22 protein-coding genes and 1 tRNA gene are annotated in these 21,941 nt (G+C 64.3%); 11 read left to right on the top strand and 12 right to left on the bottom strand.

The genetic code is table 11. From position 1 onward, the window contains the following. Positions 1 to 2: 2 nt before the first annotated feature. Positions 3 to 476, top strand: coding sequence for a chemotaxis protein CheW (locus ACEWQ0_RS12625; protein ID WP_476481444.1), 474 nt, complete (start codon positions 3 to 5; stop codon positions 474 to 476). A 145-nt stretch (positions 477 to 621) separates the two neighbouring features. Here the strand turns inward: ACEWQ0_RS12625 and accC are convergent, their stop codons facing one another. The 6 genes from accC to cutA form a co-directional block, all read right to left on the bottom strand. Continuing rightward, positions 622 to 1,968, bottom strand: a complete 1,347-nt coding sequence (gene accC, locus ACEWQ0_RS12620) for an acetyl-CoA carboxylase biotin carboxylase subunit (protein ID WP_476485508.1) — start codon at positions 1,966 to 1,968, stop codon at positions 622 to 624. 6 nt (positions 1,969 to 1,974) lie between these two features. After that, positions 1,975 to 2,457, bottom strand: coding sequence for an acetyl-CoA carboxylase biotin carboxyl carrier protein (accB, locus tag ACEWQ0_RS12615; protein ID WP_476481446.1), 483 nt, complete (start codon positions 2,455 to 2,457; stop codon positions 1,975 to 1,977). Between the two features lie 3 nt (positions 2,458 to 2,460). Beyond that, positions 2,461 to 2,907 (bottom strand): type II 3-dehydroquinate dehydratase, encoded by a 447-nt coding sequence (gene aroQ, locus ACEWQ0_RS12610; RefSeq protein ID WP_476481447.1) that lies wholly within the window; start codon positions 2,905 to 2,907, stop codon positions 2,461 to 2,463. A 149-nt stretch (positions 2,908 to 3,056) separates the two neighbouring features. Next, complete coding sequence (locus ACEWQ0_RS12605) at positions 3,057 to 3,596, bottom strand: TlpA family protein disulfide reductase (protein WP_476485507.1); 540 nt, start codon at positions 3,594 to 3,596, stop codon at positions 3,057 to 3,059. After that, complete coding sequence (locus ACEWQ0_RS12600; RefSeq protein ID WP_476485506.1) at positions 3,593 to 5,932, bottom strand: protein-disulfide reductase DsbD; 2,340 nt, start codon at positions 5,930 to 5,932, stop codon at positions 3,593 to 3,595. Before ACEWQ0_RS12600 ends, ACEWQ0_RS12605 begins: the two co-directional genes overlap by 4 nt. Beyond that, positions 5,908 to 6,228 (bottom strand): divalent-cation tolerance protein CutA, encoded by a 321-nt coding sequence (gene cutA / locus ACEWQ0_RS12595; protein ID WP_476481450.1) that lies wholly within the window; start codon positions 6,226 to 6,228, stop codon positions 5,908 to 5,910. Before cutA ends, ACEWQ0_RS12600 begins: the two co-directional genes overlap by 25 nt. A 278-nt stretch (positions 6,229 to 6,506) precedes the next feature. Here cutA and groES point away from each other — a divergent pair, with 278 nt between their 5' ends. The 4 genes from groES to nfi all read left to right on the top strand — a co-directional run bounded on the left by groES (position 6,507) and on the right by nfi (position 12,104). Beyond that, entirely contained in the window at positions 6,507 to 6,797 is a 291-nt protein-coding gene (groES, locus tag ACEWQ0_RS12590; protein ID WP_476481451.1) for a co-chaperone GroES, read from the top strand. Positions 6,798 to 6,856: 59 nt separating this feature from the next. Next, positions 6,857 to 8,512 (top strand): chaperonin GroEL, encoded by a 1,656-nt coding sequence (groL, locus tag ACEWQ0_RS12585; protein ID WP_476485505.1) that lies wholly within the window; start codon positions 6,857 to 6,859, stop codon positions 8,510 to 8,512. A 367-nt stretch (positions 8,513 to 8,879) separates the two neighbouring features. Then, a complete protein-coding gene (glnE, locus tag ACEWQ0_RS12580) occupies positions 8,880 to 11,438 on the top strand; it encodes a bifunctional [glutamate--ammonia ligase]-adenylyl-L-tyrosine phosphorylase/[glutamate--ammonia-ligase] adenylyltransferase (RefSeq protein ID WP_476485504.1) in 2,559 nt (852 codons plus the stop codon). Continuing rightward, positions 11,439 to 12,104 carry a deoxyribonuclease V gene (nfi, locus tag ACEWQ0_RS12575; protein ID WP_476481454.1) on the top strand — a complete coding sequence of 222 codons (666 nt, stop codon included), beginning with the start codon at positions 11,439 to 11,441 and terminating at the stop codon, positions 12,102 to 12,104. Positions 12,105 to 12,205: 101 nt separating this feature from the next. Here the strand turns inward: nfi and gcvH are convergent, their stop codons facing one another. Then, a complete protein-coding gene (gene gcvH, locus ACEWQ0_RS12570) occupies positions 12,206 to 12,595 on the bottom strand; it encodes a glycine cleavage system protein GcvH (protein WP_476485503.1) in 390 nt (129 codons plus the stop codon). Then, positions 12,592 to 13,080 (bottom strand): MerC domain-containing protein, encoded by a 489-nt coding sequence (locus ACEWQ0_RS12565; protein ID WP_476481456.1) that lies wholly within the window; start codon positions 13,078 to 13,080, stop codon positions 12,592 to 12,594. The genes gcvH and ACEWQ0_RS12565 overlap by 4 nt, the downstream gene beginning before the upstream one ends. Positions 13,081 to 13,221: 141 nt before the next feature. Here ACEWQ0_RS12565 and mnmC1 point away from each other — a divergent pair, with 141 nt between their 5' ends. Both mnmC1 and ACEWQ0_RS12555 read left to right on the top strand, forming a co-directional pair. After that, a complete protein-coding gene (mnmC1, locus tag ACEWQ0_RS12560) occupies positions 13,222 to 15,111 on the top strand; it encodes an FAD-dependent 5-carboxymethylaminomethyl-2-thiouridine(34) oxidoreductase MnmC1 (RefSeq protein WP_476485502.1) in 1,890 nt (629 codons plus the stop codon). Between the two features lie 34 nt (positions 15,112 to 15,145). Next, complete coding sequence (locus ACEWQ0_RS12555; protein ID WP_476485501.1) at positions 15,146 to 15,343, top strand: hypothetical protein; 198 nt, start codon at positions 15,146 to 15,148, stop codon at positions 15,341 to 15,343. A gap of 26 nt (positions 15,344 to 15,369) precedes the next feature. Here ACEWQ0_RS12555 and ACEWQ0_RS12550 read toward each other — a convergent pair. Further along, positions 15,370 to 15,445 (bottom strand) — tRNA-Thr (locus ACEWQ0_RS12550). A 197-nt stretch (positions 15,446 to 15,642) separates the two neighbouring features. Here ACEWQ0_RS12550 and ACEWQ0_RS12545 point away from each other — a divergent pair. The 4 genes from ACEWQ0_RS12545 to ACEWQ0_RS12530 are packed head-to-tail and all read left to right on the top strand — an operon-like array spanning position 15,643 to position 18,552. Continuing rightward, complete coding sequence (locus ACEWQ0_RS12545) at positions 15,643 to 16,062, top strand: YbaN family protein (RefSeq protein WP_476482200.1); 420 nt, start codon at positions 15,643 to 15,645, stop codon at positions 16,060 to 16,062. Further along, the gene (locus ACEWQ0_RS12540) at positions 16,044 to 17,249 is read left to right on the top strand and encodes an NnrS family protein (RefSeq protein ID WP_476485500.1); all 1,206 of its coding nucleotides are present in this window, start codon (positions 16,044 to 16,046) and stop codon (positions 17,247 to 17,249) included. The genes ACEWQ0_RS12545 and ACEWQ0_RS12540 overlap by 19 nt, the downstream gene beginning before the upstream one ends. A 10-nt stretch (positions 17,250 to 17,259) precedes the next feature. Next, positions 17,260 to 17,703, top strand: coding sequence for an RrF2 family transcriptional regulator (locus tag ACEWQ0_RS12535; protein ID WP_476482202.1), 444 nt, complete (start codon positions 17,260 to 17,262; stop codon positions 17,701 to 17,703). Between the two features lie 57 nt (positions 17,704 to 17,760). Then, positions 17,761 to 18,552 (top strand): TatD family hydrolase, encoded by a 792-nt coding sequence (locus ACEWQ0_RS12530; RefSeq protein WP_476482203.1) that lies wholly within the window; start codon positions 17,761 to 17,763, stop codon positions 18,550 to 18,552. Between the two features lie 72 nt (positions 18,553 to 18,624). On the opposite strand, the gene ACEWQ0_RS12525 is transcribed toward ACEWQ0_RS12530, so the two are convergent. The 3 genes from ACEWQ0_RS12525 to glmU all read right to left on the bottom strand — a co-directional run bounded on the left by ACEWQ0_RS12525 (position 18,625) and on the right by glmU (position 21,759). Next, the gene (locus ACEWQ0_RS12525) at positions 18,625 to 19,752 is read right to left on the bottom strand and encodes an acyl-CoA desaturase (protein ID WP_476482204.1); all 1,128 of its coding nucleotides are present in this window, start codon (positions 19,750 to 19,752) and stop codon (positions 18,625 to 18,627) included. A 111-nt stretch (positions 19,753 to 19,863) separates the two neighbouring features. Next, the gene (locus tag ACEWQ0_RS12520) at positions 19,864 to 20,241 is read right to left on the bottom strand and encodes a DUF4870 domain-containing protein (RefSeq protein ID WP_476485499.1); all 378 of its coding nucleotides are present in this window, start codon (positions 20,239 to 20,241) and stop codon (positions 19,864 to 19,866) included. Between the two features lie 159 nt (positions 20,242 to 20,400). Next, a complete protein-coding gene (gene glmU, locus ACEWQ0_RS12515; protein ID WP_476482206.1) occupies positions 20,401 to 21,759 on the bottom strand; it encodes a bifunctional UDP-N-acetylglucosamine diphosphorylase/glucosamine-1-phosphate N-acetyltransferase GlmU in 1,359 nt (452 codons plus the stop codon). Between the last annotated feature and the right edge of the window lie 182 nt (positions 21,760 to 21,941).

The raw sequence follows: 21,941 nt of genomic DNA, 5'->3' as shown, positions 1-21,941 counted from the left end.
ACATGTCCGACATCGAAATACGCAGCGTGATGGTCCCGGTGACGGGAGCCGACCTTCTGTTGCCCAACGCCACCGTCGCCGAAATGGTCGGTTATACCGAGCCCGACCCCATTCCCCAGGCGGTCGATTGGGTGCTGGGAACCATCCTGTGGCACGGCTGGCAGGTGCCGGTCATCAGCTTCTCCCGCCTGATCGAGACGGCCGACGGCGAAGCGCTCGAGTCCGCGCGTATCTGTATTCTCAAGACTCTGATCGATACCGACCGCATGCCCTACATGGCAATCGTCACGCAGGGCCACCCCAGCCTGGTAACGATCACCGAAGACAACTTCGAAGAAACGCATACCGAGTCGAATCCGATCGCAGTCGCCGGCCACGCCCAGGTTGAAGGCCGCGACGCAGTCATCCCGGATCTCGACCGCCTGGGCCATCTGGTTGCTCACGCCGCTTTCGGAGCGTTACCGCTCACGAGTTGAAAGTGTGAAGTGTGAAGTGTGAAGTAAAGCAGTAGCCTAGTGCTGATCAGTTGGGGTGCTGTCTGGAATTCAGCCTCTTCCCACCCGATAAAGAAATCCCTCACTTAACACTTAACACTTCACACTTAAAACTTCACACTTAAAACTATCTTTCAAGCAGCTTCTCCAGATAGTGGATATTCGTCCCGCCTTCGCGAAAGCCGGGATCCTCCATCAGTCGCTGATGCAGCGGAATATTGGTGACCACCCCGCGCAGCACGATCTCGTCCAGGGCCACGCGCATGCGCTCGATTGCTGCATCGCGGGTTTCGCCAAAGGTGATCAGCTTGCCGATCATCGAATCGTAGTTGGGCGGCACCTTGTAGCCGTCGTAGATGTGTGAATCGACACGCACGCCGGGCCCGCCCGGAGCATGAAAAGCGCTGATGGTGCCCGGCTGGGGAATGAATTTTTCGGGATCTTCGGCGTTGATGCGGCATTCGACCGCATGCCCCTGGATGCACACATCTTCCTGCGCGAATGGCAGCGGCTCGCCGACAGCGGCGAGGATCTGCGCGCGGATCAGATCCAGCCCGGTGATGGCCTCGGTGACCGGGTGTTCGACCTGAATACGCGTGTTCATCTCGATGAAGTAGAACTCGCCGTCTTCGTAGAGAAACTCGAAGGTACCTGCGCCAAGGTAGCCAATGCGTCGGCAGGCGTCGGTGCAGATCCGACCGATGCGCTCACGCTCTTCGGCTGTAATTCCCGGTGCGGGTGCCTCCTCGATGACCTTCTGGTGGCGTCGCTGCATCGAGCAGTCACGTTCACCCAGATGCACGGCATTGCCGTGGCTGTCGGCCAGCACCTGCACCTCGATGTGGCGGGGATTGGTCAGGAACTTTTCCATGTAGACCGTCGGGTCACCGAAACCCAGACGAGCTTCCTGGCGCGTGAGGCTGATCGACTTGATCAGGTCGTCGGGGTGTTCGACCACGCGCATGCCCCGTCCGCCGCCGCCGGCAGCCGCCTTGATCAGTACCGGATAGCCGATCTCGTCGGCCAGCTTGCGGGTGCGACGGTCATCATTGCCCAGCGGGCCGTTGGAGCCAGGCACGCAGGGAACGCCGGCCTGACGCATGGCATTGATGGCCGACACCTTGTCGCCCATCAGGCGAATCGTTTCCGCGCGTGGCCCGATAAACGTAAAGCCGGACTCTTCCACCCGCTCGGCAAAATCCGGATTCTCCGCCAGGAAGCCGTAACCGGGATGCACGGCCTCGGCATCGGCGACTTCCATGGCGGCAATGATCGCCGGCACGTTCAGATAGCTCTGGTTGGCAGGCGCCGGACCGATACAGACCGATTCGTCGGCCATGCCCACGTGCTTGAGGTTGCGATCCACCGTGGAATGAACGGCCACCGTGCGGATCCCCATGGCGTGACAGGCGCGCAGAATGCGCAGCGCAATTTCGCCGCGGTTGGCGATGAGTACCTTCTTGAATGGTGCCATGATGCCTCAGGCCTTGCGGATCACAAACAGGGGTTCATCGAACTCCACCGGCTGGCCGTCCTCGACCAGTACGGCAACCACCTCGCCGCTGAACTCGGCTTCGATCTGGTTGAACATCTTCATCGCCTCGATCAGGCACAGCGTGTCACCGGACGACACTTTGCTTCCTGTCCGAACGAAAGGATCGGATTCGGGGTTGGGTGCAGAGTAGAAGGTTCCGACCATCGGCGAGCGCACCACCTCGCCTTCAGGCAGGGCTTCCTCCGCCTCGGCGGGCGGGCTGCCGCCGGCGTCGGCCGCGGCCGGCTGGGGCACGGCTGCCGCCGCCGGCTGAGGCGCGGAAACCGGAATCTGCTGCACGGGCTGGGCAGGCTGCGGCGCCGGGTGGCGAATGAGCCGAACCGATTCCTCGCCCTCGTGAATCTCGATTTCTCCCAGCTCGGATTGCTCGAGCAGCTCGATCAGTTTCTTGATTTTTCTCAGGTCCATATACTATTCCGAAGCCTTGATCTTGTTGATGACAGCCTGCAGCGCCAGGACGTACGATTCGGCGCCAAACCCGACGATGACGCCCTCCGCCAGATCGCTGCAATAAGAGCGATGCCGAAATGGTTCGCGGCCGTGCGGATTACTCAGGTGAACCTCGACGAACGGCACCGCCACGGCTGCCAGCGCATCGCGGATGGCGACCGAGGTATGCGTGAATGCGGCCGGGTTGATCAGTATCCAGTCCGTGCCGTCGGCGGCCGCGGCCTGAATGCGCTCGACCAGCTCATGCTCGGCGTTTGACTGAAACGTTTGCAGCGCGACCCCATGATCCGCGGCCAGGCGCATCAGCCTCTCGTCGATAGCGGTCAGCGTCGTCGTCCCATAGACCTCGGGCTCGCGCTGCCCGAGCAAGTTCAGATTGGGTCCGTGAACGACGAGAACGGCACTCATGCCGACTCCTGAGCGTGCTAAAGAATGGCGAGTGTGCCGCATGGTGGAGGAATTGTCCACACGTTCGATGAAGATGGGCGAAGATACGGTGGCGAATGGTGGGGTGAGTGTGAAGTGTGAAGTGGGGAGTGGGGGTTGTCCGGGTTGTTTCAATCCAGGTTTGGTGCCAGCGCCTCCTCGAGCTCTGCGGCCGTCACCTCGCCGAAGTGGCGCCAGCGCACGATGCCGTCGGCGTCGACCAGCACGGTATAGGGCATGGCACCAACGCTGTTGCCCCAATCGCTTTGCACGTCCAGGACCTCATCTGGATCGGCCAGTATGGTGTAGTCGATGCCGAGTTCGTCGACAAAACGGCCGACCGCTTCAGGGTCGTCCAGGGCGATACCGACCACCGCAAGCGCGTCGGCATGGCGTTGGCTGGCGTCCTGAAGCACGGGCATTTCGCGCCGGCAGGGCGCGCACCAGGTGGCCCAGAAATTGACCAGCATCGCGCGGCCTGCGAAGCGCTGGGCAGCGACGCGCTCACCATCGAGGGCCGGCAGATTGAAGCCGGGATGCGGCTCCCCGAGCGCCAGTTCCGATTCGGGTCCGCTGGCGGGTGCCGGCGCGCGGTTGGTCCACCATGCCAGCGCCGTGCCCAGCAAAAAGCCCAGCACGATCACGGAAGCCCACAGCCGCCAGCCAGTCATTGCGACCCCCCCCGGCGCGCGCGCGACCGCCCGGCGACCTCGTCGAGCAGGGGCAGGAAGTCCTGCGGCGAAAGAAAGCCGAACATGCGGTAGTCGGCCAACTCCTCACCGTCGGCGAAGAACAGATAGGCCGGAGGGCCGAACAAGTCGAAGTGTTGCAGCATCGCCTTGTGGTCATCGTCATAGGCGGTGATATCGGCCTTGAGCAAGGTGAAATCGTTCAGGCGCGCGGCCACCTCCGGATCGGGAAAGGTCCGGCGCTCCATGCGCACGCAGTCAACGCACCAGTCGGCATAGAAATCCAGAAAGACCGGGCCATCGGCGGCGGCCACCGCAGCTTGCAGCTGATCGAGCGAGTCGACCTCGCGAAAGCTCGGTGTCTGCGCCACCGCCGCCCCGCCGCCGGAGCCCGCCAGGTGATGCAGCGGACGAACCCAGTCGCGCCCGCCCGAAAGCGCGCCGGCAAACTGGGCGATACCGACGATCAGCAGCATCACGCCCAGCGCCTGCCACAGCTTGCGCCAGCCGCCGGCACTGGGGTCCAGGCGCGTAAGGGCGCCCAGATAGACACCGCAGCCAATGGCCAGCGCACCCCACAGCAGCATGATGACCGCGCCCGGCAACACCCGCTCGAGCATCCAGACGGCCAGCGCCAGCAGGCCGACGCCGAACACTGCCTTGACCGCGTTCATCCAGCCGCCGGCGCGCGGCAGCAGCTTGCCGGCCGAAGTACCCCACACCACCAGCGGAATGCCCATGCCGATGGCCATGGCAAACAGCGCCAGACCACCCAGCACGGCGTCGCCCGTCTGGCCGATGTAGATCAGTGCTCCCATGAGTGCCGGCGCAACGCAGGGCCCGACAATCAGCGCCGACAGCGCACCCATGATCGCCGCCCCGAGCAGGGTGCCGCCCTCGGCACGATTGGATACCTCGTTGAGCCGCGTCTGCAGGCTGGAGGGCAGCTGCAGTTCATAGAAGCCGAACATGCCCAGCGCAAGCACGACAAACAACGCGGCGAATGTGATCAGGATGGCCGGGTGCTGGAAAACCGCCTGCAGATTCTGGCCGAACAACCCGGCGACCACGCCGAACAGGGTATAGACCAGCGCCATGGCCAACACATAGACCAGCGACAGGCGGAAGGCCCGGCCCGTGGTCATGCGCTCGCCCTCGCCGGCGATCAGCCCCGACAGGATCGGCACCATGGGGAAGACGCAGGGCGTGAACGCCAGCAGCAGGCCGGCGATCAGGAACAGCCCCATGGCAACGAGCGGCCGCCCGTCCAGAGCGGCCGCCAGACGATCCTGCTCGGAGCTTGGCAGAACAACCTCTGCCACCTCCTCACTGACCTCGGCCGGGGCGCTGCCCGTGGCTGACGCCGCGCCCGTCGAAGTGGTTTGCGCCGGTGGCAGCACAAGCGCGATGTCGCGGGTCATCGGCGGATAGCAGATACCCTCGTCTAGGCAGCCCTGAAAGCTGGCATGCAGGGTGACTTCACGCTCGCCGTCGACGGCACGGGAGAGCTCGAGCGGGATTTCGACGTCCCCGAAGTAGACGCGAGTGTTGCCAAAATACTCATCCGTCTGGGGCTCGCCCGGCGGCAGCTCGCTGGCGCGCACGGACACCTCGGAATCATCGATTTCGAAGGCGAACGACTCGCGGTAGAGATAGTAATCCGGTTGTGCCGTGGCCCGCACCAGAACGGTATGCGGACCGCCGGCAATCGCTTCGATCCGGAAAGCCTCCTCGGCGGGCAGCGCCTGGCGCTGTTTTCCCAGCAGCGAGTCCAGCGCATTGCCGGTACCACTCTGGCTGCCGAACGCCGACGACAAATCAGCGCCTGATGTCGATGCCGCCGGCCGATCCGGCAAGCGCAAGTTCACCTGCTGGCGGTGCGGCGGATAGCAGACCCCCACATCGGCGCACCCCTGAAAGGCAACGCTGGCCTGCACCATCGCGTTGGCAGGCGGGTCTTCCAGCGGCACGCGCACGGTGACGGCGTTGCGGTAGGTTTCGGTCTCGCCGAAGAACTCGTCGACCTGGGGCGCTCCCGGCGGAATCAAGGGATCGCCGAGGACGGTACCCTGACCGCTTGCTGCCACATCGAAGGCATGGCGATAGAGGTAATAGTCGTTGGCGATATCCCAGTGCAGAATCAGGGAGTCGCCGTCGACACTCGCCTCGAGGGCAAACGCCTCCTCGACCGGCAGAAGATCATCGGGGTTTATCTGAGACAGGCCCGGCAGTGACCAAAGACCGACCAGCAGCAGGGCCAGGCCGGCACGGCCGACGCCTGACATTCCGGTGATCATTGCACCCAGTCTCGAATCCATTGCAGATAGCCTTCCAGTCCGTCACTGACCGGCACGACCAGCAGCTCGGGCACATCGTAGGGATGATGCGCCACCAGCTGCTGCTCGAGAGCACTCACCCTTGCCCGGGTCGTCTTGATGGTCAGTGGAATCTCGCTTGCGCGCTCGATCCGACCCTGCCAGGGGTAGGTCGAGGTCACGCCCGATCCGGCCGAAACACAGGCGGCCAGCTTCTGTTCGACCAGCATTGCCGAAAGACGTTCAGCCGTTTCGCGGTCGGGGCATGTTGTCAGTACGAGGCAGATATCGTCGCTCATGATCAATCCGGTTTCCTGATGCGTTGAAGTCGGTTGCAAGCCCGCATTCCAACAGCCTGCCATTATTGCCAAGAAAATGTGCGACCACATCCGACTCGGAGCCTTGAAATGCAGACCGCCGGACTCCATTTGGCAAACGTGTCGGCGCGGTCGCGGCAGAACCTTGTTTCTGCTGCCAAGCGCCCCAAGTCAGGCCAGGTCCGCCGGTGAGGTCTCGACCGACCCGGCAGTCAGGCCATCAACCATTAACAATCGCTTAAGTCAAGGGAGAAAAACCCATGAAACTGCGTCCTTTGCATGATCGCGTCATCGTCAAGCGCGTTGAAGAAGAGCGCACCACCCCCGGCGGAATCGTGATTCCCGACAGCGCCACCGAAAAACCGATTCGCGGCGAAGTGCTTGCTGTCGGCAACGGCAAGATCCTGGAAAACGGAGAAAAACGCGCGCTGGATGTGAAGGTGGGCGACACGGTGCTGTTCGGCAAGTACTCCGGCACCGAGGTCAAGGTCGACGAAGACGAGCTGCTGGTGATGCGTGAAGACGACGTCATGGCAGTGATCGAGTCCTGAACCACGCCACCCGCATAACCTGATATCCCAAAGACTCAAGATTCAGAGGAAACAAGATCATGAGCGCCAAAGAAGTCAAATTTTCCGAAGAAGCCCGCAACAAGATCCTGCGCGGCGTTGATGTGCTGGCTCACGCAGTCAGCGTGACGCTGGGTCCGAAGGGCCGCAACGTCGTGCTCGAAAAGAGCTTCGGTGCCCCGACCATGACCAAGGACGGCGTGTCCGTGGCCAAGGAAATCGAGCTCGAAGACAAGTTCGAGAACATGGGTGCACAGATGGTCAAGGAAGTTGCTTCCCAGACCTCCGACACCGCCGGTGACGGCACCACCACGGCCACCGTGCTGGCCCACTCGATGCTGCGCGAAGGCCACAAGGCTGTTGCCGCCGGCATGAACCCGATGGACCTCAAGCGCGGCATCGATCAGGCCGTGCGTGCCGCCGTCGACGAGCTGGCCAAGCTGTCCACCCCCTGCGACACCGACAAATCCATCGCCCAGGTCGGCACCATTTCGGCCAACAGCGATGAAGAAATCGGCAAGATCATCGCCGAGGCCATGGGCAAGGTCGGCAAGGAAGGCGTGATCACGGTCGAAGAAGGCCAGTCGCTGGACAACGAACTGTCGGTTGTCGAAGGCATGCAGTTCGACCGCGGCTACCTGTCGCCGTACTTCGTCACCGACCAGCAGGCCATGCAGGTCGAGCTGGAAAACCCCTACATCCTGCTGCACGACAAGAAGATCTCCAACGTGCGCGATCTGCTGCCGATCCTCGAAGGCGCGGCCAAGCAGTCACGCAGCCTGTTGATCTGCGCCGAAGACATCGAAGGCGAAGCGCTGGCCACCCTGGTGGTCAACAACCTGCGCGGCACGGTCAAGGTTGCTGCCGTCAAGGCGCCCGGCTTCGGCGATCGCCGCAAGGCCATGCTCGAAGACATGGCGGTGCTGACCGGCGGCCAGGTGATTTCCGAGGACGTCGGCATGAGCCTCGAGAAGACCACCATCGACCAGCTCGGTTCGGCCAAGAAGGTCCAGATCGACAAGGACAACACCACCGTGATTGACGGTGCCGGCGATGCCGCAGCGATCGAAAGCCGGGTCGGCCAGATCCGTGCCCAGATCGAGGACGCCAGCTCCGACTACGATCGCGAAAAGCTGCAGGAACGCGTAGCCAAGCTGGCCGGCGGTGTCGCCGTGATCAAGGTTGGTGCCGCTACCGAAGTCGAGATGAAGGAGAAGAAGGCGCGCGTCGAAGACGCACTGCACGCGACCCGTGCGGCTGTTGAAGAAGGTGTCGTTCCCGGCGGCGGTACCGCCCTGGTGCGTGCCCGCAACGCCATTGCCGAACTCACCGGCGACAACGCAGATCAGCGCGTCGGCATCAAGATCGCCCTGCGCGCCATGGAAGAGCCGCTGCGCAAGATCGTTTCCAACTCCGGCGGCGAGCCCTCGGTCATTCTGGCTCAGGTCTCCGACGGCGAAGGCAACTACGGCTACAACGCCGCCAGCGGCGAGTTCGTCGACATGATCGACGCCGGCATTCTCGACCCGACCAAGGTGACGCGCTCTGCCCTGCAGAACGCTGCCTCGGTCGCCGGCCTGATGATCACCACCGAAGCGGCCGTTGCCGAAATCCCGCAGAAGGATGAAGGCGGTGCCCCGGACATGGGTGGCATGGGCGGTATGGGTGGCATGGGCGGTATGGGCGGCATGATGTAAGCACGCCCGCTCAAAAGCCCATGGCTGCCTGTAGCCAGCAGCCTGTTCGAAAAGCCCCGGCCTCCGCGCCGGGGCTTTTTGTTGGTCCGGCCTCAAAGCAGGTTGCATTCAGGGCTCCAGGAATGGCCCGAATCAAGGCGTCGCTCGCCGGGAAGGGTCATTCCCTTTCCAAGAGCGACAACGCCGCTGTAGTGAGCCTGCAGCAAGTTCCGATAACGCGGTTTGTCGACAGGCACAGCGCGGCTGAATGCAACCTGCTTTGATGCCGAGTCGATATTTGCAGGCCGGGCAGATCGGAGTAAAGTGGCGCCTGCGCCTGCGCGCCTTGCCGGCTGCGGGCGCAGACGGTCCAACCAGTCGATCTCCCATGCACAGACCCCTGCAATCCATCGATATCGACACGCTGCGCTCGCACTGCCGCTTTGCGGCCGAGGCCTGGCGGCGCTTTGCCGATGCGCCGCATCCCGAGCGCCCCGCAATGCGCCCGGACGCCGGCGCGCTGGCCGCCGACCCCGCCGCCGCCCTGCGCCGTTACAGGCAGTTGCAGTCGATCCATATCCTCTGGCGCGACCTCACCGGCGAAGCCGATATCGCGGAGACCGGCCGTGCTCTGTCCGCGCTGGCACGCGAGTGCATCGAAGGAGCCCTGTCCGCGGCCGAGGCTCGCATCGCCGATCGCCACGGCTGGCTCGAAAATGCACAAGGCGAGCGTGAGCGACTGATCGTTTTCGGGCTCGGCAAGCTCGGCGGCGACGAGCTCAACTTCAACTCTGACGTCGACCTGGTGTTTGCACATGCCGCACGTGGCCGCAGCAGCGGCCCCCGCCGACTCGATGCTGCTCAGTGGATGCAACGCGTGGCACGCGAGCTCATCGGGCTGCTCGATCGCGTCGACGCCAACGGTCGGGCCTGGATTGTCGACACCCGCCTGCGACCGTTTGGCGAATCCGGTGCGCTGGTGTGGTCAGTGTCCGCCATGGAACAGTACTTTGTCAGCGAAGGTCGCGCCTGGGAGCGCTATGCATGGATGAAGGCCGCGCCGGCGGGGGGCGATCTTGCCGCTGGACGCGCCTTGATCGAGGCCCTGCAGCCGTTCATCTACCGACGCTATCTCGACTACGGTATCTTCGAGAATCTGCGTGACCTGCACCGACGCATCGGCGCCAGCGCCCGCAAGCATCGTGGTCGTCAGGACATCAAGCGTGGACGCGGCGGCATCCGCGAGCTGGAGTTTCTGGTCCAGAGCCTGCAGATTCTGCGCGGCGGTCGCGAACGCCGGCTGCGCCCTACCGGTTTTCTGCCCGCCCTGGATGCCTGCATCGGCCTGGGCTTGATGCCCGCCGATGATGGCCGCGCGCTGCGTCAGGCTTATGGGTTCCTGCGCATTCTTGAAAACCGACTGCAGGCCATGACTGCTCGCCAGGGCCATGAACTGCCCGCACAGGAGCGCGAGCGGCTGAAGCTCGCCGAACTGATGGGCTTGACGCACTGGGACCGCCTGCGACCGGAGCTGGAGGCCTGTCGCAAGCTCGTCAATCATCACTTCAGCGAGCGCTTCCGCGATCCTGATGCCGGCGCGGACGAGGCCGATGGGCGCTGGCCGCCGGATGCCGACACCGGCAAGCGCCTGAGCGCCGCCGGCTTCCGGCGGCCCGACGATGCCGCCGAGCTCCTGCACCGCTGTCATGCCCGCCTGCAGCGACAGCCACTGAGTGCCGAAGGCCGCCAGCGACTGGAGCGGCTGATGCCGAACCTGATCGAGGCGGTTGCGCATCAGCAGCCCCCCGACACCAGCCTGCCTGACCTGCTGCGCCTGATCGATCAGATCTCGCGCCGGTCAGCCTATCTGGCTCTGCTGCGCGAGCGTCCGGAAACGCTCGAGCGGCTGGTGCGGGTCTTCCATCTCAGCCAGCGAATCGCGGAGTGGATCATCGCCGCGCCACAGCTTATCGATGATCTGCTCGATCCCATCAACGGCTTCGAGCTGCCGGCCGCACCCACGCCCGATCCCGATGATCGCGAAGCCAGTCTCTGGGCGCTGTCGCGCTGGCGGCAGGCAGGCTTTCTGCGCACCGCCCTGGCCGAGCTGGACGGGCGCCTGAACGGCGTTGATGGCGGGCGCCAGTTGAGCCGCATGGCCGCCGTCATCATTGAGCAAACCCTGAAATTGTGCGGCCGCGGCCAGTCCGACGACCTTGCGGTCATCGGCTACGGCAATCTGGGGGCCGCTCAACTGCACTTCGAATCCGATCTCGATCTGGTCTTCCTGCACCGCGCCGGCGAGGCGCCGCGACGCGTGGTACAGCGGCTGGTCAGCGCTTTGCAGATGCCTCTGCCCGGCGGCAAGCTTTTCGCAATCGATACTCGCCTGCGGCCCAACGGCCGCGCCGGCCTGCTGGTGTCGACCCTGGAGAGCTTTGCCGATTACCAGCGCAACAAGGCCTGGACCTGGGAGCATCAGGCGCTTGTTCGCGCGCGCTGGGTCGCCGGCAGTCCGGCGCTGCAAACGGCATTCGAAACCACGCGCGCGCAGGTACTTGCGCAACAGCGTGACCAGCGCTCGACCGCCGCCGATCTGGCCGACATGCGCTCGCGTCAGCTGCGCCAGCGCCGTGAGTCGCCCCTGCGACGGGCTCTGACCGATCTGCAGTTTCTGGCCGAACTCGGCGTGCTCACGCAGGCCAGCCGGCACCCTGACCTGCTGACACCGCGCGACACCGGTTCCCAGTTCGAGGCCCTGGCCGACGCAGAGTGGATGGACGCCGATCTGGCCCGGTCTCTGGCCGCCGACTGGCGAGAGCTGGTCGAGCGTCGCCATCTGGACTGGCTGCGGCGCGAACCTGCCTCCGTCGACCAGGAGCACATCCGCAGGCGCATCGACGCTGCCTGGGCCGATCATTTTGGCCAGACTCCGGGGGGAAGATAGATGGCTTCAGGTATTGACGGGCGAGCCCTGATGGCGCGTCAGCGCGAGCTGGCGGGGCAGGTGATCGCGCGCGACGACCTGCGCCTGCCGCCTCGATTGGTGGCCGGTGTGGATGCCGGATTCCCCGATGACGGCCGCACAACGCGGGCGGCGGCCGTCCTGATGCGTTATCCGGAGCTGGAGCTGATCGACGAGGTGGTCTTCGAGCAGCCCACGGAACTGCCCTATATCCCGGGCCTGCTTTCGTTCCGCGAACTGCCAGCGGTGCTCGGCGCACTCGAGCGCCTGTCCACCCGGCCCGATCTGGTGTTGTGTGACGGCCAGGGCCGCGCACACCCGCGCCGATTCGGCATTGCCTGTCATCTGGGCGTGACGGCCGGCCTGGCCACTATCGGCGTCGGCAAGAGCCGTCTGTGCGGACAACATGAAGCCCCGGGCCCGAAGAAAGGCAGCGCCGTCGATCTGCTCGACGACGGCGAGGTGATCGGCCGGGTCGTGCGCTCGCGCGATGGCGTGCGACCGCTGTATGTGTCCATCGGACACCGCATCAGCCTGGAAACAGCCGTTGCCCTGGTGCTCGCCTGCACGCCCCGCTATCGCCTGCCTGAACCGGTCAGACGCGCCGACCGCCTTGCCAGCCAGCACCGGCAGGTCAAGCGTTCGTAAAGCGATCAGATTCCGCAACAGCGGTCGGTGACAGGCATCCATTCGACGGGCGGCTGCAGGCCGTCGCCCGCCGCGTGCGCAGGCGTTCTTGTGGCGACAGCTCAGTCTTCGTCGATGCTTTCCTTGTACGCCTCGGCGTCCATCAGCTCATCGAGCTCGGCGGGATCATCCAGCCTGATGGAAAACAGCCAGCCGTCGCCATAAGGATCGTTGTTGACGATTTCGGGTGAATCGTCCAGCGAGTCATTGACCACCACAACCTCTCCGGACACGGGGCTGTATATGTCGGAGGCCGCCTTGACGGATTCGACGACCGCGCTGGCGTCGCCGCGACTGAAAGTATCGCCCTCTTCGGGCAGCTCGACGAAGACCAGGTCACCCAGCTGTTCCTGCGCATGGTCACTGATACCAACCTTGACCACGCCTTCTTCTTCCTGACTGACCCACTCGTGGCTTTCTGCATAGCGCAGATCGGAAGGAATATCGCTCATGAATCTGTCCCTTGAAAGTTCAGCCTGATTCTATCAGCTTGGGCCCGCGGGTAATGACCCGCGACAGCCGGGCGCAAGCAGAAGCGTCGGCGCCGACGCAGATTGAACCAGTGGCCGATGATCAGCGTCAGGCCGCCCGCAGAAGTCAGGCCCGAAGCCGCAAGGGGCGACAGCACCGCGCCCTCGAGAATGGCCGCGACCAGCACCAGGCCGAGGCCCAGCAGGCCCACCAGCAGCAGCCCCCGGCTGCCGTGGCTACGATACCCCAGCCAGAAAGCACCAATGCTCAACGGCAGGATCGGCAGCAGCAGCAGGCGATGAAATAGATGACTGCCAAAAATGCCCAGAGACATGAATGGCGCCAGCACAATCGCCAGACTGAGAATCAGGCACTGCACCAGACAGACGGCTGACACGCAAATACCCGCCCGATCCAGCAGATTGGCGCGTGGGGCGCGTTCGGTTGTTTTGAAAACGACGGCCATGGCTCACTGCTCCAGCAACACGAACGATATGATATAACATTTGTGATGGCCTTGTCTTTTTCTCAGCTTGTTTTCTTGGGTTACACGGCATTACTACCGCAGCCGCGGCCATAGAATGTCGGTTTTGTTCCGGCCGCAATCATGACCGACTTCATCCTGCCCCCGCTGGCGACGGCAAACATCGACTGGCAAGACGACACACCGTTTGCAGGCGGCTATGACGACAGCTATTTCATGCCCGGTCGCGGCGTGGCCGAAAGCCGGGCGGTTTTCATCGAGGCGAGCATGCTGCCGCAACGCTTTGCCAGCCTGCCCGATGATGCCCTGTTCCTGATCGGTGAAACCGGCTTCGGCACCGGACTCAACGCCTTGCTGACCACCCTCTGCTTCGAACGGCATGCGCCGCCTGCAGCCCGGCTGCACTATTACTCCGCCGAGCTCCATCCTCTTTCCAGGGCCGATCTGGGCCGCGCCATTTCGCACTGGCCGGAGCTGGCCGCTCCGGCGCAAGAGCTGCTGCGGGCCTGGCCGCCACCGGCCCCGGGATTTCACCGCATCCAGCTGAATGAGCGCGTCGAGCTGACCCTGATGTTCGGTGATGCCCTGACGCTGTGGTCAGCCGGACCCCAGCAGGTCGACGCCTGGTTTCTGGACGGCTTCGCGCCCGCGCGCAACCCCGGCATGTGGCACCAGGATCTGTTCGACGCCCTCGCCTTACGCTCCCGGCCGGGCGCAACCGTCGCCACCTTCACCGCCGCCGGGCACGTTCGACGCGGCCTGGCGGCGGCGGGCTTCGAGGTCGAGCGCCACGCCGGCTTTGCCGGCAAGCGCCACCGGCTGACCGCCCGCCAGCCGGGTCGCTGGAGAGCACAGCGAAAAACATCCGGACAGGCTCTGGTCGTGGGCGCCGGGTTCGCGGGCTGCACCACCGCCCGAGCGCTGGCGCAACGCGGCTGGTCAGTCAAGGTAATCGACCCCTCCCTGGCCAGCCTGGCCGGCGCCACCCTCTCACCGCTGGCGGCGGTGCTCTACACCACCGCAAGCCATCACCTCAACGCCCAGAACCGTTTTCATCTGGGTGCATTGCTGCATGCACAGCGCTGGCTGCACCGGCACGGCTTCCCGGAAAACGAGCACCAGGGACGACTCGACGGGCTCATCCAGCACCTGGTCGAGCCGCGATTGGCCGACAAGACTCGCAAGGCCATGGCCAGCGGCGCCTGGCCTCCCGAGCTGCTGGCACCCTGCGGCGAAGATCAGGTCAGGATCGAAGGGGCAGGCGCCATCCGTCCCCAAGCCTGGTGTCGCTTCTTGCTTGATCATCCGAGCATTGCCACAAGCGCCGAGCGGGTGGCCGTCATCGACAGCGGCGACAACGCCCGCGTGACACTCACTTCAGGCGGCGTGCTCGAAAGTGACGCCCTTGTCATCTGCACCGCCGGCGCGACCACGAGCTTCGATGGCCTGGGTTGGCTGCCGCTGCGAACCGTGCGCGGGCAGGTCACCTTCTGCCGGGCCACCGCGGCCAGCATGCAGTGGCAACAGGCCCACTGTCATACCGGCTACCTCACGCCGGCCTTCGATGGCGTGCACTGCATCGGCGCCACTTTTGACCGCGAACGCCAGAAAGCCCTCATCGACCATGCCGATGATCAGGCCAACCTGGCCGAGCTGGAGCACGGTGCGCCAGAACTCTGGCAGGCGCTTGGTGGCAAACACATCGAGGTGGTCGGTCAACATGCCGGTCTTCGCTGCCAGCCAGCCGACCCGCTGCCCCTGGTCGGCCCGCGACCGCAGCCCGAGCACAATCCGCACACGCTTGACGAAAGCGTCTGGCTCAACATCGCCCATGGCTCGAAAGGACTCACACACACGCCGCTGTGCGCCGACATCATTGCCGACCGCCTCTCCGGCCACCCGCTGGCCACTGACCACCACGTCGTCGCCTCACTTGCCCCCGAACGCTTCATAGAACGCCGCCGTCGACGCGATCCTGATTGGCGGCCCGGTACCGGCAATGATCGGAACTGAGCCCGTTCAGGGCAATGCTTGTTGGAACCACGGATTGCGCTGCTTCACACAGAATGCCCAAGCCATCGAAAGGCGATGGTGCCGGCTGAGAGATGGCAGCGGCCGCTACGCGGCCTGGCCCTTCGGGCTGTCGCTGCGCTCCAGCGAGCTCGCGGCTGCGCCGCTCGGTTCGAACTCGATTGTCGATTGTCGGGAGTTCGAATACGACTCCGGCCAGCGCAAGGAGGCCTGAAAAGTGTCCGGGCTGTTGGAAGGAAATGGTGCCGGCTGAGAGATTCGAACTCCCGACCTACTGATTACAAATCAGCCGCTCTACCAACTGAGCTAAGCCGGCAACAGGGGTTGGTGAATCGTCAACCACGGTTGAGCGCACAATTCTAATCGTTCCGGCGGCGGGGTGGGCAACAAAAAGCGGCGAAAGGCGCTTTCGGGATGGCAGGTCCCGGCCTGGCTGCATGCCGAAAGCACCGGCAGGCACCGGCCAGCAAAGCGACGATGACAGCCACAGCGGCAAAAAGGTATACTTGATGCATGATCAGGCTCGGCAGACCAATACCACGCTGGATATGGCTATCGCTGACCTGGGCCGCGATCGGCCTGGGTGCGGCCGGGGCGGTGCTGCCGGTACTGCCAACAACGCCGTTTCTGCTGTTTGCCCTGTGGTCAGGATCGCGTGCCAGCCCGCGACTGCGTTTTCGTCTCTACCGGCACCCGCGCTACGGTGCCACGCTTCGCGCCTGGCAGCGCCACGGCGTCATACCGGTGCGGGCCAAGTGCCTGGCTGGGGCTCTGATGGCAACAAGCGCCATCTCACTGTGGCTGCTCGGCGCAAGGCCTGCATTGCTGGCCGGCGTAATGATTCTGTTCCTCTTCGTGCTGACTTTCATACTGACCCGTCCATCGCGGGTCAACCACGTCCGGACTGCAACCAGATGCCAACCCGTACCCTGACTGCTACGCTGAAAATCGAGTCGGCCCTCTGGGCCTGTCCTTTTCGCCCTTTTTTCCTGGCGGCCTCGGGCTACGCCATGCTGGCGGTCGTAGGCTGGCTGGGTGTCTTGCTGCTGGGCTGGCCGCTGGCCGGCGACTACTCGCCGCTGCAGTGGCACAGCCACGAAATGCTGTTCGGCATGGTCGGCGCAGCGATCGCCGGATTCTTGCTCACCGCCATGTGCAACTGGACCGGGGCGCAGCCACTGTCGGGCCGCGGCCTGCAGTTGCTGTTCGGCCTGTGGCTGGCCGGGCGCGTCGCCTTGTGGCTGTCAGCGCTGCTGCCGGCCGGGCTGGTTGCGCTGATCGACGTGGCCTTTTTTGCCGCCGTGGCGGTTTACGCCGGGCGCGTGATCATCGGCTCGGGCAATTACCGCAACCTGCCTCTGGTTGCGGTGGTTTCCGCCCTGGCTCTTGCCAACCTGCTGTTCCATGCCGGCTGGCTGGCGCATGAACCTGCCCTGGTACGGCGCGTCGAGCTCGGTACGGTGGGCCTGATCGCTGTGCTCATCATCATCATCGGCGGACGAATCACTCCGGCTTTCACGCGCAACTGGATGCTGCGCCAGCAGATGTCGCCCGAGCAGGTGCGCAGCTGGCCGCTGGTGGAAACGGCGAGCATCACTTCGGCGGCCTTGCTGGTGCTGAGCCTGCTCGCCGGCGCCCCGGCGTTGGTGCTGGCCGGGCTCGCCGGCCTGGCGGGCATTGCCAACGCCGTCCGCGTGATCGGCTGGCAAGGCTGGCGCGCAAGAAGCGATGCTCTGGTCTGGATTCTCCATGTCGGTTACGCGTGGATTCCGCTGGGCCTAATCCTGATGGCCTTCAGCCTCGGTGCCGGCACGCCCTCCTCCACCGCGTGGATGCACGCGCTGGGACCCGGCGCCATGGGGGTGATGATCATGGGCGTGATGACACGCGTTGCCCTGGGGCACACCGGACGCCCGCTGGAGCTGCCGAAAGGCGCAGTTGCCACCTACGTTCTGATTCTGACGGCAGCGCTCGTTCGGCTCGCCACTGCCCTGGGCTGGCTGCCCTGGCGCGGCGGCGTCATGGTCACCACCACGGCCTGGTGCGCCGCCTTCGCACTGTTTCTCTGGCTCTATCTGCCCATTCTCACAAGCCCGCGCGCCGACGGGCGGCCCGGTTGAGCGCCTTGCCATGCGCCTGACTCATCATGCCGACCTGTCGTTGCGGGTGTTGATGCATCTGGCCGTGACCGGCGAGCGGCGCGTCACCATTCAGGAAATCTCCGACGCCTTCTCGATTTCTCGCAACCACCTGATGAAGGTGGTGCACAAGCTCGCGCTCAATGGCTATGTCAAGTCCACCCGGGGCAGCGGCGGCGGCATTCAGCTGGCGCGAAAGCCGGACGCCATCAATGTGGGCGAGGTCATCTGCGACATGGAGCCGGACTTCGGCCTGGTCGAGTGCTTCCGCCCGGACAATCGTTGTGTCATCACGCCGGCCTGCCGCTTGCCGCGGATGCTCGATGAGGCCCTGCAAGCGTTTCTCGACACCCTGAGGCAATACACTCTGGCTGATCTGGTGACGCCGAAAGTCGCCCCGCAGATGGCCAGCCTGCTCAAGATTCGACTGGACTGAGCGCACCCGCGGTCGTCAGCCACAGCTGCCGACGGCAAGCGGCTACAATCGCTCGCCATGGAACTCATTGATATTGGCTGCAACCTGACTCACGAGTCGTTTGACGCCGACCGGCAGGCCGTCATCGAGGCTGCACAGGCCGAGGGCGTGAGCCGGATGATTGTCACCGGCGCCACTGAATCGGCCAGCGTGGCCGCCTGCCGACTGGCCGAAGAATGGCCCGGCGTGCTCTACGCCACTGCCGGCATCCACCCGCACTATGTCGGCGAGCTCAGTCGCGACAGCCTGAGCGTGATCGCCGAGCTGCACCGTCACGCGGCCGTGGTGGCCGTTGGCGAATGCGGGCTCGACTACTTTCGTGATTTCTCACCCCGCCCGGCGCAGCGCCGTGCGTTCGAAAAACAGCTCGAGCTGGCCGCCGACTGCGGCAAGCCGGTTTTCCTGCATCAGCGCGAAGCGCACGATGACTTCATCGCGATCTTGCGTGAATTCCGCCCGCACCTGAGCGCAGCGGTCGTGCACTGTTTTACCGATACGCGGGAGGCCATGCTCGAATACCTGGAGCTGGACTGCCATATCGGCATCACCGGCTGGATCTGCGACGAGCGCCGTGGCCATCACCTCAAGGAGTTCGTACATGAGGTCCCGACCGATCGCCTGATGATCGAAACCGACGCGCCCTACCTCAAGCCGCGCAACATGCGCCCACGCGTCAAGACGCGCCGCAACGAGCCGCGTTGGCTGCCCTGGGTTGCCGGCACCGTCGCCGCCTGCCGCGGCGTGAGCCCGGATCAACTGGCGAAGGAAACGACGGCTACTGCGGAACGCTTTTTCGGCCTGGAGAGCTGAATACCCGGCGATGGGGCGGCAAAGCCGCCCTCGACCTCACGCAGAACCCCGCACCGCCAGTCACGCCAATCACTACGCCGCCGCCGCGGCGCGCTGGATGGTGGCCAGACGCCGGGTCTGCATCTTGAGGCGGTATTCAAGCTCACGATAGCGCGTGGACAGTTCGGTGCGACGCCACTTGTCGCGAATCGCGGCCTTGCCCGCGGCGACGCGTTCGGCCTGAACGGCCTGCCACTGCGCAATCGTCTCCTTGAACTGCTGGTACTCGTGCTCGATGGTTTCTGACCAGCTCCTCGCGCGGGGATCACCGGCGATGCGTTCCTGCAGCTCTTGGAACTGAACCTGAAGGCGCGCACGGCGAATCTTGAAGCGCGGCGTGCGTCGCAGCTCATGCGCCAGGCCCACCCAGGAGGAAGCGGCAATCAGCCACTTGCCCGGGTCAAACTGCCACCAGCGAATGCCGTTGCGGTAATCGGCCTGAAAGGCATGGTGAAAATTATGGTAGCCCTCGCCCCAGGTCAGCAACGCGACAATACTGCTGTCGCGCGCGGTATTGCCGAGGTTGTGCTCACGCTTGCCGAGCGTGTGCGCCAGCGAGTTGATGAAAAAGGTGCAGTGCTGCGAGAACGCCACGCGGAAGGCACCGGCGAGCAGCACCATGCCGACGATATCGCCAACCATCCAGCCCAGCAGCAACGGCAGACCGAGGTTCATGAACCAGGTCAGCGGCCAATAATAACGGTGCTGCCACATCACGATCGGGTCGCGCTCGAGGTCGCGAACCTGATCGAAATTGATTTCGCTGGTCGGCCACTTGCGCAGCATCCAGCCCATGTGTGCGTGCCAGAATCCGGCCGTGATCGAGTACGGATCACGCTCGGCATCGTCAACATGACGATGATGCACGCGGTGGCGCGCCGCCCAGACAAGAATCGAATTCTGCAGGGACTGGGCGCCAAAGATGGCAAAGAACAGTCGCAGCGGCCAAGCGGCCTTGTACGTGCGGTGCGACCACAGGCGGTGGTAGCCGGCGGTGATGGACAGGCCGCTGAGCACCCAGAAAATGCCGGCGAACAACCAGGTCCAGCCACTGAAGCCGTGAAGCACCAGCCACACCGGCGCGGCAATGAAACCCAGCACGGCGATGGCGATGAAAAAGACGAGGTTTTCGTAAACCAGGGCAGGTTTTTTTGCAGTCATTGTCATTGATTTCCCGGCACCGTCATCAGCAGAACCGCAGGGGTTCGTCCGACCAGCACCTTGTTCATTACTCGAGTCAAAGCCGTTTGAATAACGCTACTTGAAGCGACCTTACTTGAAAAACTTGATTGAAAGCGGATAGGGCCAGATTTCGCCTTCGGAGGCCTTGACGCCACCGATGATGGGAAAGACCAGGCTCACCAGCGCCAGGGCTGCCAACAGCAGAAAACCAATCCCGACGATCATCAGAATCATGCTGGCAATGGCATAAATCACCGCGCTGATCATCCAGTTGAATACCACGTGTCCGTGCGGCTCCAGGCCCGGCAGGCTGTCCTTTTTCAGAATGTAGATCACGATGGGGACAATCAGACCGGCCATCGGCACGATCAGCCCTGAGAGCACCGACAGATGCAGGATCATCGCCCAGGTACTGGTTTCCTTGTCCTGCGCTCCGGGGGCGGCCTCCGGAGAGTGTTCCTCGGTCATTGTTCTGACTCCTTCACGGCTTTTCAAGTTCAAATCGTCCAGCCTGTGCCTGGCGGCAGTCGCGGCTGACGCCGCGAACCGGCTTCGATGTTTCGAGTCTAGCACTTCCGGTCCCGCCTGCGCACCGGCCAGGCCCGACATGCCGGTCTCTGGATGGCGTCATTTCCCGTCTTTGGCCTGCGGGCGCTTCCACTCCGGAAGGCTGCGCTGCTGAGCACGGGCCAGCGTAAGCTGCTGCGCCGGCGCGTCTGCGGAGATGACGCTGCCGGCGCCGATGGTCGCACCACGACCGATGTTCACCGGAGCCACCAGCGCCGAGTTGGAGCCGATGAAAGCGCTCTCACCGATCACCGTGAGGTGCTTGTTGGCGCCGTCGTAGTTACAGGTGATGGTGCCGGCGCCGATGTTGGCTTGCGCGCCGATCTCGGCATCGCCGATGTAGCTCAGATGCGAGGCCTTCGCGCCAGCGGCCAGCCGGGCTTGCTTGATCTCGACGAAATTGCCCACTTTTACGCCGGCGGCCAGCTCCGTACCGGGCCGCAGCCGTGCAAACGGGCCGATCGAGCAGGCGCCGGTGGTGCGCACGCCCTCAAGCACGCTCATCGGCTCCACCCGGGTGCCGGCGGCCAGGTCACAGTCACGGATCACGCAGCCGGGTCCGATCGTCACCCCGTCGCCGAAATGATTGCGGCCTTCGAGCACCACGTTGACGTCGATACTCACATCGCGGCCGGCTTCGAGCGTGCCGCGCAGCTGCACGCTGTCGGGGTCGAGCAGGGTAACGCCGGCGGTCAGCAGGCTTGCGCGGGCGCGGCGCTGGAACACGCCCTCGAGCGCTGCCAGCTGGGCGCGGTCATTGGCGCCCAGCAGCTCGTCGGCGTCAGCGGCCACGATCGCCTCGACACTGCAGCCGGCGCGGGCGGCGACGCCAATACAATCGGTGAGATAGTACTCGCCCTGGGCGTTGTCGTCGCCGATGCGATCGAGCCAGGCAGACAGCCGGCCGGCGCGGGCACAAAGCACGCCACTGTTGACTTCATTGATGCGTCGCTCTTCGTCGCTGGCGTCTTTTTCTTCCCGAATGGCGGTGACGCGACCCTCGGTACGGACAATCCGACCATAGCCGGCGGGATCGTCGGCGATGAAGCTCAGCACCGCCAGATCGGCCGATGAAGCAAGCAGTGCGGCGAGCGTCTCGGTGCCAATCAACGGCATGTCGCCGGGCAGAATCAGCACCCGGGCGTGCGCATCGATCTCGGGCAGCGCCTGCAAAGCGGCGTGCCCGGTGCCGCGGCGCTCGGCCTGCAGCACCCATTCCAGCGCCTGCCCCTCCAGCGCGGCCCTGACCTGCTCGGCACCGGCGCCCACCACGACACGAATCGCAGCGGGCTCGAGCGCGCCGGCGGCGTCAACCAGATGCTGCAACATCGGCCGCCCGCCTACCGGCTGCAGCACCTTGGGACGGGCCGAATTCATCCGCTTGCCCTCGCCGGCAGCAAGAATGATCACTTCAAGCATCAGGAAAGCCCTCTATCGCAAAGCAAACCGCCAGTATATCGCCGCGGTTCGGGGCTCGGGACGCGCGCGAGACAAACCGCAGTGAAAGAAATCGATCGAGCACGTAGCTGCCGGTGGCCGCCGGAGCCAAGGGGTGAAGTTTTCCTCTGCACAGAATTCCGGGAAATCGTCGGAGGGCATGA

The organism is Wenzhouxiangella sp. YN9 (genome assembly GCF_056324165.1).
The sequence above is the reverse complement of the archived record's forward strand: the minus strand, read 5'-3'. Positions and strand labels throughout refer to the sequence as shown.